Origin of the sequence: Bradyrhizobium sp. CCBAU 21365, assembly GCF_015291305.1 — a bacterium.
Classification (GTDB): Bacteria; Pseudomonadota; Alphaproteobacteria; order Rhizobiales; family Xanthobacteraceae; genus Bradyrhizobium; species Bradyrhizobium elkanii.
The window spans coordinates 2571713-2585246 of sequence record NZ_CP030036.1 but is presented as its reverse complement, the minus strand read 5'-3'; the positions used below and the strand labels follow the sequence as shown (position 1 = coordinate 2585246).

Annotated in this window: 9 protein-coding genes and 1 pseudogene; 8 read left to right on the top strand and 2 right to left on the bottom strand. The window is 57.7% G+C overall.

Going from position 1 to position 13534, the window contains the following annotated elements; genetic code table 11:
* The 8 genes and pseudogenes from XI02_RS11865 (at position 1) to XI02_RS11830 (ending at position 10704) form a co-directional block, all read left to right on the top strand.
* On the top strand, positions 1-1608 hold the full coding sequence (locus tag XI02_RS11865; protein ID WP_026192385.1) for an acyl-CoA carboxylase subunit beta: 1608 nt from the start codon (positions 1-3) through the stop codon (positions 1606-1608).
* Positions 1609-1648: 40 nt separating this feature from the next.
* Positions 1649-1876 (top strand): hypothetical protein, encoded by a 228-nt coding sequence (locus tag XI02_RS11860; RefSeq protein WP_125459188.1) that lies wholly within the window; start codon positions 1649-1651, stop codon positions 1874-1876.
* Positions 1877-2189: 313 nt separating this feature from the next.
* Complete coding sequence (gene trpD, locus XI02_RS11855) at positions 2190-3191, top strand: anthranilate phosphoribosyltransferase (protein ID WP_016842012.1); 1002 nt, start codon at positions 2190-2192, stop codon at positions 3189-3191.
* 263 nt (positions 3192-3454) lie between these two features.
* Complete coding sequence (locus XI02_RS11850) at positions 3455-3637, top strand: hypothetical protein (RefSeq protein WP_075968510.1); 183 nt, start codon at positions 3455-3457, stop codon at positions 3635-3637.
* Positions 3638-3901: 264 nt separating this feature from the next.
* The gene (locus XI02_RS11845; RefSeq protein ID WP_085964790.1) at positions 3902-4426 is read left to right on the top strand and encodes a flavin reductase family protein; all 525 of its coding nucleotides are present in this window, start codon (positions 3902-3904) and stop codon (positions 4424-4426) included.
* A gap of 743 nt (positions 4427-5169) precedes the next feature.
* Positions 5170-6294 (top strand): annotated as a pseudogene (locus XI02_RS11840) (M20 family metallopeptidase).
* Between the two features lie 1388 nt (positions 6295-7682).
* Entirely contained in the window at positions 7683-9218 is a 1536-nt protein-coding gene (locus XI02_RS11835) for a class I adenylate-forming enzyme family protein (protein ID WP_026192383.1), read from the top strand.
* A 184-nt stretch (positions 9219-9402) separates the two neighbouring features.
* The gene (locus XI02_RS11830; RefSeq protein WP_240536980.1) at positions 9403-10704 is read left to right on the top strand and encodes a peptide ligase PGM1-related protein; all 1302 of its coding nucleotides are present in this window, start codon (positions 9403-9405) and stop codon (positions 10702-10704) included.
* A gap of 206 nt (positions 10705-10910) precedes the next feature.
* On the opposite strand, the gene XI02_RS11825 is transcribed toward XI02_RS11830, so the two are convergent.
* Together XI02_RS11825 and XI02_RS11820 are read right to left on the bottom strand one after the other, a co-directional pair.
* On the bottom strand, positions 10911-11588 hold the full coding sequence (locus XI02_RS11825; protein WP_016842020.1) for a 2OG-Fe(II) oxygenase: 678 nt from the start codon (positions 11586-11588) through the stop codon (positions 10911-10913).
* A 23-nt stretch (positions 11589-11611) separates the two neighbouring features.
* The gene (locus XI02_RS11820; protein WP_233475859.1) at positions 11612-13081 is read right to left on the bottom strand and encodes a GFA family protein; all 1470 of its coding nucleotides are present in this window, start codon (positions 13079-13081) and stop codon (positions 11612-11614) included.
* Between the last annotated feature and the right edge of the window lie 453 nt (positions 13082-13534).

The window sequence follows — 13534 nt, the reverse complement described above, 5'->3', positions numbered from 1 at the left end:
ATGCAGCGGATCGGTTCCGTAGCGGACGTTAACTCGCAAGCGTTTCGCCGCAACGATTGCCACAACAGACAGCTTGCGGCCGAATTGAAGGAACGGCAACGCGCTGCCCGCTTCCATCGGCCAGAACGGGATTTCGAGCGACTGCGTCGACAGAACAAACTGTTTGTTCGCGAACGGCTCGCAGCCTTGCTCGACCCGGAAACTCCGTTCCTAGAGCTTTCCACGCTGGCCGCCAACAAGGCGTATGATGGCGAGGTGCCCAGCGCCGCGCAGGTCGTCGGCATCGGCATTGTAGCGGGTCGGGAGGTGATTGTTCATGCCGACGATGCCAGCGTGAAAAGCGGTGCATGGTATCCGCTCTCAGTCAAGAAGATTGTGCGGGCCCTGGATATCGCCATCGAAAACCGTCTGCCGGTGGTTCATCTGTGCGACTGCGCGGGCGGGTTCCTGCCTTTGCAGGCAGAATTCTTTGCGGATCGCTACCACGCTGGTCGAATACTCCGGAATCAATCCATTCTCTCGAAGATGGGAGTGCCGCAGGTCGCCATCGTCATGGGCCACTGCACCGCGGCAGGGGCCTACGTCCCCGCGCTTAGTGAATACAACATTATGGTCGAAGGTACGGGGGCGATTTTTCTCGGCGGCCCCCCGGTCGTAAAGGCTGCCACCGGGGAACACGTGTCGGCCGAAGATTTGGGCGGCGCCCTCATGCATACCAACGTGTCGGGCACCAGTGATTACGTCGCAAGCTCTGAGATGCATGCAATTGCGATTGCCCGCGACGTCGTCGCTCGGTTCCGCCAACCGGCGAAAACTTGGATCGATCGAGTGGCTCCTGAGCCGCCCGCTTACAGTGCTTGCGAACTCTACGGTATCATTCCAAAGGATGCCCGAGCGCAGTTCGACATGCGAGAGATCATCGCTCGTCTGGTCGATGGCAGCCGATTTCATGAGTATCAGCCGCGTTATGGCACGTCACTTGTGTGTGGCTTTGCGCGGCTTCATGGATATCAAGTCGGGATCCTTGCCAACAATGGCGTGCTGTTCAGCGATAGCTCGCTGAAGGGTGCTCATTTCATCCAATTATGCGACAAGAATCGGACGCCCCTGCTCTTCCTGCAGAATGTCACGGGCTTCATGGTTGGCCGCGAATATGAGCGGCGTGGGATCACCAAGGACGGCGCTAAGCTGATCATGGCTGTGTCCGGAGCGTCCGTTCCAAAGTTTACGATTGTTTGCAATAGCTCGCACGGCGCGGGCACTTACGCTATGTCGGGACGCGCGTTTGATCCTCGATTTGTGTTCAGCTGGCCTAATTCTCAGATATCCGCGATGGGCGCTGAGCAGGCCGCAGGCGTTCTCACCCACGTCAAGGCACGACAGTTGGCTCGCGCGGGCGGACGCCTCTCCGAGCAGGAACTGGCAGCCATTCGAGAGCCAATTCTTGAAGAATATCACGAACGATCGAGCGCCTATTATGCGACCTCCGAAATCTGGGACGACGGCATCCTGGATCCTGTCGACACCAGAACCGCCCTCGCAATTGCATTGAGCGCTTCGCTCAATGCGCCGATCGATGCGCCGCAGTATGGCGTGTTCCGGCTGTAACGCAGGACCGAACACGAGATGCAGCTTGAGATAAACCACCTTGCGCAACCGTCAGCAGGTAGAGTTCGATGACAGCCAATCCGTGAAAGCAGTAGAGCATGGTGTACGTGACGTTCTGTGCACCTTCACCTGCAATCTGGCCGGCTACCTTCTGGTAGCCATAAGATCGGGCTTCGACCCCAAACAGGTAATGGAAGCCGGCTTCAACGCTCGACGACGCGGCGCGCGCAGGCCGAACGCTTCCGTGGACCGGATCGGAACACCGTGATCAAGAGACAGCCGCGGCAACCACCGGCGCGAGACATTTACGTTGGCGCTGGCGTCCACGCGCCTGCACTATTCTGATCGGCCGATGAGCTGTCCTGACAGCACCATAAGATGGAGAGCTTGACCCTCACGTAGCGTCAGGTTGTAGCCTCACCCAGGGGCCCGCGCCCAACCAACCGATACGCACGGGCCAATGAAGTATCAGCCGCCCAGGAGGCAGGCAGCTGCTTCGATGCACCAATGTCACGTCTCTTCAACGCCCCCCCCGTTGAACGGACGAGCCTCAGCTTTGGACAGGGATCGTGGAAAGTTCGATGGAAGCGCTCAAATCGATCATTGGCAAAGTTGCCAGCGGCGCCACTCTGACGCGTGAGGAAACCGCGTTAGCCTTCGACAGCATGATGTCGGGACACGCGACCCCATCGCAGATCGGCGGCTTGTTGATGGGAATGCGGGTTCGCGGCGAAACGGTCGAAGAAGTTACCGGTGCAGCCTCGGCGATTCGGGATAGAATGCCGCGGGTCGAGGCGGCATGCGATCCCATCGATATCACTGGCACGAGCGAAGGCCCCATGTGGTCGGTTAACGTGTCGACATGCGCCTCCTTTATTGTTGCCGGGGCCGGCGTTCCTGTTGTCAAGACCGCCAACCGCGATGTGTCCTCAGGTTCGTGTGCCGCAGACGTGTTGGCGCGCCTCGGCGTGAAGATCGACCTTGAGCCTGAGGCGGTTGCGCGTTGCGTGCACGAAGCTGGCATCGGCTTCATGTTTGCGGCGCCCCATTATCCGGCGATGCAGCGCGTTGGCCAGATTCGGACCGCACTTGGGACCCACACGATTTTCAATCTAATCGGACCTCTGTCCAATCCGGCCAGAGTCAAGCGGCAGATGATCGGAGTATTCTCTCGCGAATGGGTCCAGCCTTTGGCGTATGTATTGAAGAATCTTGGTGCGGAATCGGTATGGGTGGTTCATGGCTCGGACGGACTCGACGAAATTACCCTTACCGGCCAAACCTTTGTTGCAGCCCTAGAGGCGGGTACAATCCGCACCTTCGAAGTGACGCCGGAAGAAGCCGGTCTCCGCCGCTGCCGCAAAGAGGCGCTGGACGGCGGCGATGCCGACGCGCTCCAGGGCATGCTCGATGGTGCACCAAGTCGATTTCGCGACGCCGCGCTTTTGAATGCGGCGGCGGCTTTTATTGTAGCCGGCCGGGCCTCGACGCTGCAGGAAGGCGTTGCACTTGGGAGAGATTCGCTTCATCGCGGCGCCGCGGCCGCCCGACTGAAGCGACTGATCACGGTTTCCAATGCGTGACAGCCGAGTTGGTCGATGTTCCAACATTCTGATCAAGACCAATGCTCACAAGTGCGAAGGGACAGCAGGCGCAAACGCGCGCTGCTTCTGCGAGCTTTCGAAGACGTTGTTGCCATCTATCCGCGTACTGATCAAACAATTCGCCTTAACCACACGGCGCGAGAGTCCCCTTCTTTATCGGCAAGAGCCTGTTGCGGCACACAGTTGAAGTCGGGGACCGCGACGAAGCGCTCGTGCGCTGCGCAAAAGGAGATCATCGGGAAATGTCCTCACAGGATATGGAAACACTCGGATCTATTGCAACGATAGAACACATCATTCGAAAGTTTCGGGAATTGATCGACACAGACGGCTCGATTCCGCCGGAGCTACGAGGTGCGCTGCACGCGACGCTCGATGGGCATCTTCTCGATGCGAAAAAGCGTGCTCTGTTGAGAGTAAATTAGCGTGCCTATGCTGCTACATGCGAAAAAAACTCCGGCCGGACTGTTCCCCGTCGCGATCGACGCAGCGGGCAGGATCGCCGCTGACACGTCCATCAACAGGGCACTCCCAAGCAGGAAACTTCCTCGCGCTGAGATGCTCGGTGAGAGGGGCAGCCATTGGTTGCGCAATGCGACACCGTGCGCCCGATAGCAGGCGCAAAGGAATCAAGGTCATCCGCGCGTAACGGAGACACCAGAATTGGAGTAAAACTCCAGAGGCAGGTCATGAGCTACCCGTCCCCTCCTAGGATTCGTGATATTCCATCTGTCCAAGCGACCGAGTTCCGTCAGGCCATGCGAAATCTGGCGAGCGGTGTCGCCATCGTGGCGACCGGAAAGGCCGCCGAACGACGTGGACTGACGGTTAGTTCGGTGACCTCCATTTGCATGGAGCCCCCGTGCCTACTCGTTGGCATAAAAGTCGGCTCCGAGACGCATGACGGGATACTCGCCAGTCGCAGATTTGGAGTCAGTCTTCTGCGCAGCAACCAGGAGGACCTTGCGCTACGTTTTGGCGGTCAGGAGGGTGCGAAAGGTGTTCATCGCTTCGATACCGCGCCCTGGAAACAGGGCATCTTCGATGTACCGCTATTGCCAAACGCGTTTTGTGCGCTCGAATGCGTCCTGTACGACCACAAGGTGATTGGCACACATACCATCTTTATCGGACGAATTGTCGCGACCCGGGTCGGCCACGGCAATCCATTGATCAACTTCCGGGGCGCGCTTCGAACCCTGCTGCTTGATTGAGTGCGATTTCCCTTTGCGGCGTTCACGCGCGCCTGCACGTGTTAAAAATCGATGACCTGCATTTTCATGATCTGCGTCACGAAGGCACCTATCGTATTTTCCCGCGAGCCGCGATCCCCGCGCCAGCACAAAAGGTGAGCTACCCGCTCAAGCTGGACGACCTATTGATGCGAACAACGCGCCCGAGGCAGGCTTGGCACAAGAGGTCGGAATCGGGCGCGCTGATTCGCCCCCCAAGCCGAGGTTAACCGGGATTATACTCATCTTGCGAAGTGAGTATAAAAACGCTCGACGCCGGGTTCCACCTCGAGCACGAACTCACGAGATTGCTCGATGGCGAACCGAGCCGCTATTTTGCGTCGGCATGCGCGCCGGAAGACGCCACTGATCTTGTCGCCGGCCTTGGCATCGACGTGTTCAAGGCCAGTGCGCGCAGACATCCTCGCGGAAGAGTATTGGGAATGCAAGCTGCGCAGCTATCGGAGGAATTGATCAGAACAGCTACAGTTCACGAGACAGCAACGGCTCTCGAGCTTGCATGTTGGAGCCTACCAAGTTTGGTAGCTGTTTATTTCAACCCGCGTAGCATCATTGCCTGCGGCAAGACTTAGACTTCAGAGGCCCAGCTGACCCACAACGTTGGCGACTCTGAAGGTCTTCGCGTTAGATCATGATGCGATCAAATGGATCCTATCACGATTTTCTGCGAACGATGAAGGTCGAACTCAAAGGGCGTCAGATCTATGTCCAGCAACCCATTCGAAGCCGCGGTGATTCTCGACGGCATCCGCCGCTGGGTCGAGATCGAGTCACCAACGGAACGGCCGGACCAGGTCAATAAACTGGCTGATCTCGTCGCGTCGGGCTATCGTGACTAGTCAGTCAGCGTCGACCGCGTTGCGGGACGCGACGGCTGCGGCGATCATTTGGTCACACGCTCGTCCTGGGGCCAAGGCGTACCGGGCATTCTCGTGCTGAGCCATCTCGACACAGTTCATCCGATGGGGTTCATCGAGCGCCTGCCGTTCAAAGTCGAGGGCAACAGGGCATTCGGCCCCGGCATTTATGACATGAAGGGTGGTGCCTATCTCGCGTATCACGCGTTCCGGCAGGTTTGCGCCGATGATGTCCGCCCTCCGCTCGGCGTCACCCAACTTTACGTATCGGACGAAGAAATCGGTAGCCCGACCTCGCGGGCATTGATCGAGGCCGAGGGCCGCAAGGCCAAGTATGTGCTGGTGACCGAACCCGCGCGCGAGGGCGGCAAGATCGTCACCGGACGCAAAGGCGTTGCGCGCTTTGAGGTCTTCGTCAAGGGCACGCCGGCCCACGCCGGTGCGCGCCCCGAAGATGGCTGCAGCGCGATCCGGGAACTTGGCAATGTGATCCAGACACTGGAGGCGATGAACGATTTTAAGCGTGGCGTCACCGTCAATGTCGGCGTCGTCCGTGGCGGCAGCAAGTCCAACGTGATCGCCGAGGAAGCCTATGCGGAAGTCGATATGCGGGTGCCGACCATGGCTGACGCCGACGAGTTGGTTCCGAAGATCCTCGGCGTCACCTCACGTACCCATGGTGTCACCGTGAAGGTTATCGGCGGATTGAACCGGCCACCGTACGAAAAGCGCAACGCCGGCGCCGCACTTTACGAACACGCCAGAAGCCTTGCTGCCGAGCTCGGCTTCAAGCTGCTCGATGTATTCAGCGGTGGCGGCTCTGACGGCAATTTCACCGCGCCGCATACCGCAACCCTCGACGGTCTCGGCGTCGACGGCAAGGGCGCCCATACGCATTATGAGCAACTCTACATTTCGTCGATCGAGCCGCGCGCCCGGCTCCTCTATCGCCTCTATCAGACGCTGCAATGATCTTCGCTCCAGTGGAGCCGACGACCGCGACGTGCACCAGATGACGGCACGCTCGCACAATCGCGCGGCTCGCTCGAACGGCGCAAAGGGGTCAGCTACCATCAGGCCGGCTTGTCGAACACAATCGTCGGATCTCGCCCTGGGCTTGCCGCGTCAGCGCCCGACAGATGCGCAGTGAAGCATTCAATAAGGCACAGCGGACGTTACATCCGCTATGGCTGCGAAGACGACGGATGCCCGATCGCGAACGCGCGGGCTTTTCGACAACAGCCTCGTCGCTTGCGAACCTCGTCTCAAGCGACTTTCTGACGCAGACCCTGGCGCAGAATTGCGGTCGACACGACACCGCTTGGCAGCGCCTTACCGGCAAACCTGAGAGCTTTGGCATGCTCCGCGGGTTGCCCAAAAGAGCTTGAATCGCACGTAACGTTAAGTTGTACGATCCCTAAATCGCCGCGTGTCTCGTCTGCCGTCAGAATCGTGAAGGATTACGAATGTCTCACCTCGTCAGAACATACGCTGAGTGTTGGTCATGATCCTCATTCCCGCCAGCAAATCGGTCGAGATGCTATGCAGCGAGTCTTGATCGCAGTACCGCGGCTCGCAGGTAGTTGTGAACGCCCCGGCATTCCAGAACCAATACTGTGCGGCTGCCCCAAAGCGAGGCGCCAGCGAGACGGTGATGCCGGAAGGGATCGGCGTACACCTCGATCCCGAGCCCTCGCAGGGCGCCGCCGCTTCCCGCATTTGCAACCGAACGGCAAGACGACCGCACCGAACTCACCTCGGAGAGCCAGCATTTGGTTCGATTCACACCACTTTCCCGATGCTGGTGGAAGCTTATCCTCGCGCAAGTGTGCGACGGCCCATGCGACTGCGTATCTTTTCAAGAAACTTGAGCTGCAAGTGTCGCTCGGCGTGACTGGCGCGGCATCGGAAGAGATGGCGCGATATCGCGGAGCAGCAAGTTGAAAGAGCCGGACGGCGTCAGGAAGGTCCTGCTGATCGACCACATTGAAGGCCAATGCCGAGCCATTGTCGGCTTCAAAGATGGAGATCCAAGGTCGGCATATATGTGCGGCGAGCCTGTATGTCAAAGACCAGGCAAGAAACAGTCGTCATGGTGCACCTATCACTACGGGCAGATGCACACGACTGCTTCCGAGCAAAACAGAGCAAGTGGATCAAGTGCCTGATACCTCGAACAGTGTCGATCGTTCGCTCCCCATGACAGCCATCAAGAACCGCTCCGTCCTGCTCGGGCCGCGGGATCGTAACCTGGGTAATGGGTACCCGAAGCACTCAATCGAGGTCTGGCGAAGTAGATCCGAACTCCGGCTGAACTACATCGGAACCAGCGTCTCTTGCGAAGCTCACGGAGGATGAGTTTGGATCTCTGCACATTGATTGAGCGCAACGCTGCGTATGCCCCCGACAAAGCCGCGCTCCGTTTCGAGGGACACGCTCTGAGCTACTCGGGCTTCAATCGACGGATCGGGCGTGTCTCTTACGCCCTCAAGCGCCAACTCGGCATCAAGAGGGGTGACCGGATCGCGATCCTCAGCCTCAACCGGCCTGATTATCTGACATTGCTCTATGCCTGCGCGCGGCTCGGCGCAATCCTCGTTCCATTGAATTGGCGCCTTGCGGCCGCAGAGCAGCTTTTCATTCTTTCCGACTCCGGAGCAAAAGTGCTCGTGCTTGAACAGGCATTTAACGCCGTCTTGCCGGCTCTGACGCGGCAACTTCCCGATACCTGCCTCGTCGGCCTGGACTTCGCGCCGCCCGGCGGAAGCAAGTTGGACGACGTTCTGGACGAATGCTGTGGTGACGAACCCACTCCAGATGCGGATCTGTCCTGCCCGGTTCTGATCGTCTATACTTCTGGCACGACAGGGCGACCTAAAGGCGCTGTGCTGCGTCAGGACGCGTTGCTGTGGAACGGGGTTATGAGTCAGCACATGCATGACCTAACCTCGACTGATCACGCCCTGACTGTTTTGCCGCTCTTCCACGTCGGCGGCCTCAATATCCAAACGACGCCCGGTTTGCATCATGGCGCGACGGTAACTATCCAAAGCCGCTTTTCGCCAGAGGCAACGTTTGATGCATTCGAGCATGACCGACCCACACTTGCAGCCCTGGTCCCTGCCATGATGCAAGCGCTCACGGACCATCCGCGATGGGCAAGCGCGGATTTATCCGCGCTCAAAGCAATCTGTACCGGATCGACGATGGTACCTCAGCGCCTTGTCGAGCGCTTTGCGAGGCGCGGAGTGCCAGTCTTACAGGTTTATGGTGCGACCGAGACCTCTCCCATCGCGGTCTATACCAAGCTCGGCGCAGATCTCGCACCTGACGGCGCAAGCGGCCTGCCTGGCCTTTGCTGCGAAGCAGCCATCATCGATGATGTGGGCACCAAGTTGCCGCCCGGGACCCCAGGCGAGATCGTAATACGTGGACCCAACGTCTTCTGCGGATATTGGGGCGATCAACAGGCAACGCGTGAGGCCTTTAGTGATGGTTGGTATCGCACTGGTGACATCGGCCGCTGCGATGCCGACGGATATTTTTGGGTCCGTGACCGCAAGAAGAACCTGATTATCTCCGGCGGAGAGAATATCTATCCGGCGGAAGTGGAACGTGTGCTCATGGGCCATCCGGATGTCGCCGAATGCGCCGTCGTCGGTCGACGGGACCCACGCTGGGATGAAGTCCCGATCGCCTATGTGGTCAGGCGACCCGGGTCCCGGATCGCAGCCGAAGCGCTGCTGACGCATGTTCAATCGCAGCTCGCCCGTTTTAAGGTACCGCGCGAAATCATATTTACGCACGAACTGCCAAAAACGGCGTTGGGCAAGGTCCAGCATTTCATGCTGAAGGAGCTCGATACGCAGTCAAGCCCGGAAGGAGACAGCGATTGAGAACCGCGGATTGGTTGGCCGTAGTTCCCGACTACACCACAGGAGATATCGAGGCAGCGCAACACCGCCTTCCGGTCGGTACCTCCATACGATGCGTCGCGGCGAACTCATCGTCGCTGGCATGGTGGTCTATGCTTAATCACGCCAGGCGTCTGGGAGATTGTCGTTGCCTCGGATCTTAATCATGAATGCCGGGACAGCTCAAATGTCCGGTGGCGATCTAACAGCAACTCAACTGTCCCTTTCCGCCAACTCCGCATGCCGGTCTGCCTGGTTTGCACAGGAGGGTGACCTAATAGTCTCTCCGGTAGCAATCCCGGCAGACCTGCTATCCTTCATCGGCGCGACGCTCAATTTCGATGCCTCGAGTCTCTCGACGCTTGTGCCTGACGACGCCCGTGAATCGCTGATTCTCAACGATTGCACCCTGCTATCCAATGCTTTCGTCGAGCGACTCAACAGCCATATTCGCCAGAAATCAACTTGGAGAATATCTGCCTGCTACTCTAGTGAAGGCGTAGCGCGCTTGGCGGAGCTGCTTGGCATCCCGCAGAGCGGGGACGAATTCGCTTTGCAGCGAGGGCCGGATCTCTTGAACCGCAAGAGCCACTTCCGTCAATTGGCGACAAGTGTCGCGCTCCCACTGCCCAGTGGATGCGCGACCACAAACCCAAACGAACTATTCAGGGCGGTCACCTCCTTAAGGTCAGAGACCGGCAACGTGATCGTCAAGTTGGATAATGGAGCGGGCGGAGTCGGCAATGTTATCCTGACCGGCAACGAAAGTGGAGCACTTCCTGGGGCGAGAGATACCCGAACGGTTGCTTGGCCATCGTTTGATCCTCAAGCACTTTGGTCTGAGATGATCACAGCATCCTGCAAGACATTGGTCATTGAATCGTACCACTTGGCTCGCGCTCCGTTCTATCTTGAGTATGAGATAGAGGAGGATGGTTCCATCGTTTTCATCAACAGTGGAAGCATCCGTCTACGTCGCAGCGAAGACCGATCCGAACGAGCGCTCATCTGGACAGGGCTCGAGCTTCCAAGCGACCTGACGAATGAGCAATGGTTGGCTGCACAGGCGCACGCCTACCGATTTGTCGAGCTGGCGCGAACCTTGGGGTATCGCGGAATGATCAACATTGATGGCATTTTCGCGAGCGACGGCCGGCTTTTCTTTAACGAAGCGAACGGCCGGTGGGGCGGAGGGTCAGTGTTACATAGTATTGCCGTCCGGCTGCTGGGCATCGATTATTCCAGTCGCCACGTCATTTCTTCCGTAAGAAACGTTCCATTATGTTCTCTCCAGGCCGCGCTTGATCGCTTCGTCAGGTATGGATTTCTATTCGATGGCACACGCAAGGAGGGCGTGATCCCGCTTGCCGTCGATCAAGAGGCAGGCACCGTGGAGTGCCTGGTGATCGCGCGCGATAGGTCAACTGCCCGCGATCTGCAGCACCGGTTATTGGCAATGGCCAACTGAAATCACAGACCTCTTAAACTCCTCCATTCGTTCGAAGCCCCCCCGTATCCGAAACCTGTGCTTGACACCCGCTGCTGGGAACGTCAGGGGAGTGGTTGCCTTTTTCGCTCGAAGTAGACCAACCGTGAACTTCCGAATTAGGCAGCGTCTGCCAGAAGCTGGCCCGCGTCCTCAACCCGTTCGAAAGCCGTTTCCGCTAACGGTCCTCACAGGCCGTCAGCAGTGTTTTCGATGATCCGGCGATTCGCGCCGCCGCGTTTTGAACAGAAGTACACCAGCGATCGGCGCTCGCCAGCGTGCACAGGCTTCACCTCATGTCGGATCCTACATGTGGTGACAACCACGGCCCCAAACGGCGGTCGAAATACCTGCTGTTCGTACGCGTTCGGATAGACCACGAACTCACCCCCCTCAAAATCCCTCGCGAGTTGCACAATCACGGAGTACTCGAAGTCAGGGTCGCTCTCAGCGTCTAAGTGGATGCCAACGAACGAACCGGGAGGCAATCGATGCATTTGGCATCGGCGAATCACGTAATCTGACGATGCCCCCAAGATCTTCTTCAGCGCAAAGCTGCGGTCTTTCCTCTCAAGCAATTCGATGATCTGCCCCGGAGCTTTGCCATGCACATTGGTCGGAGGGCGGCCCGGCGGATCTACCCTCACCCGCTTCACGAAGACATTGTGCGAGTCGCCGGCATCTCCCACCCGCACCTCTTCTTCGGGAATCTCCATCTGGAGCTGATCGATCCTCGCCAAATCATCTTGGGTGAACAATGTCTGAGGGGCGATTACGACCGTACCCTTCACCAATAGCTCTATACGGTATTTGGTGAGAGCCTCTTCTGAAAGCAGACGAGATCTATCGTTCATTGCGCGCGCCATGCGACTTCACTCCAAGTTTGATCTTAACTGGTGGCTTCCCAATCCTCGCGCGTCGGGCGGAACGCTTCCTCCCAATGCTCGCCATCGAACTCTTCTATTGTTATGTTTTCGATCGTTCTCTTATCCAAGCACCGAATGTTTACGCTGAAACCCGTGGGGTTCGATCGCGGTCGATAGAATGGCTTTACGCCGCAAATCCGGCAAAACGTGTGACGAGCGATATTCTTGTTAAATTGATATGTATTGAGAAACTCTTCGCCACACTCAATTCTGAGCTTATCGCCGGATACAAGCAGGTGCAGAAACCCGGACATTTGGCAGATGGAGCAGTTGCATCGAACTGCGGAGAGCTCTCGCGGCGCTCGGACGTAGAACTTGACGGCACCACAATGACAACCGCCGTGATGTTCGATCTCCGCAAGACCATCTTCCTCAATTGAGACAGTTTGCAGCAGATCGCGGCACCACTGTAAGCTGAGCCGATAGGCTCGATCGAATTCATCCAAAAAACGACGATTGCCGTCAGCAGGCACAACTTCGCGAATGAGCCGGGTTGTCATTTCTCCGTGATACTTCTCGGCGGGATCCACGCCGCCGACATGAGTGCGGAAGTACTCCAGATCGTCAGACTGCGCATCAAAGGTTTTGACCAGAGTGGTCCACAGTGACTGGATCATTTCCGCAGCATGCAGCTCAAAAGCGACCATGTAGGCGCAGCGCACGACCGGATCTTTCGCTGACAATCCGGCATAGAGGGAATGCAGGTACCGCTTCGTTGTGGCGCTATAATTCGGCTGTATCGTTCTACCGAGTAGTCGCGATGCATCCTTTCTCAGCAGGTTTGAGTGGAAATCTTCAGTCGCCAGAATATCGGGTAGCGCCGTCTTGCCGCCTCGCAGAACCCGGCCATAACCGCCCGTCTCATCCCAACAGATGAAATTTGCGACCACGCTGGTTAGTTCAACATCCCTAGGAAGGTCTCGGTTGCGACGCATCGCATCAAATATGAGATCCTTTTGCGAGCCTGCCTGCAGGTAAGGGAACGCCTGTGACATCGCCAAGTATTCCGGCAGCAAGCTCGCAACTTGGCGTTTAGACATCTCCGCAGCGAACGGATGCAGGCCAAACAGATTTCGCGCTTGCTCAGTCAAGTACTCGCAGACTATCTGCGAAGGTCGATCCAGTTGAACTTGCGACGCTTGAGAAGGCCTCATTTGAATCCTAACCGTGGAGAGAATGATGTTTGAGGAGCACTTTCGAAGGCCACCAACTTGGTCCGACGGGTTTGCGGTCGCGTTCGTCATACAGGCGAACTGCTCCCAACCATCTTTGCGGTCCCAGGCAGGGCCATCAGGGATCAGTCCTGTACATGAGCGCGTCGATAGGAACATGTCGGTAGATTGAAGCCACCACCCTCTCGCGTTGGATTTCCCTCCACGAGCAATCCAATCCCGCGAATGACCAAACGCGCCATCCATCATTTGCTGACTCATGCTGAATATCGGCGTCCGCCAGGCCAAGGAAGCCTCGCCTGACATGCGCAGGCGGCACATCCGGCCAGCTCGACGCTTTCACCTGCGACCTGTCGTGGACGGATCAAGCATCCACGGTTGCTATTCACTGCCTGCTCATCGCATCCCCTGCGGACTTGATTTGGCATTGCCGAGACGAACCACATCCAGCGGGCTCTTCGAGGCCTGCAGCTACAATCTACGTGACATTGCGGCTGCCGGCCGAGAACGATTGTCTCAAGGCAAAGGGACCGCCGCTGCCATTCGCCCGTTCTGCGTGCACTCGTCCAATATCCTGTGTTCCTGCACGCTTGTAGCAATTGCTATGCCAACCTTGCACTACGCGGGTCAATGTCTGAGTACGAACCGGTAACTCAATGGTAGTGTTTTGAATCTGGCGGGAATTTACGCGCAGTTAGAAGCCGAACAGTGAAG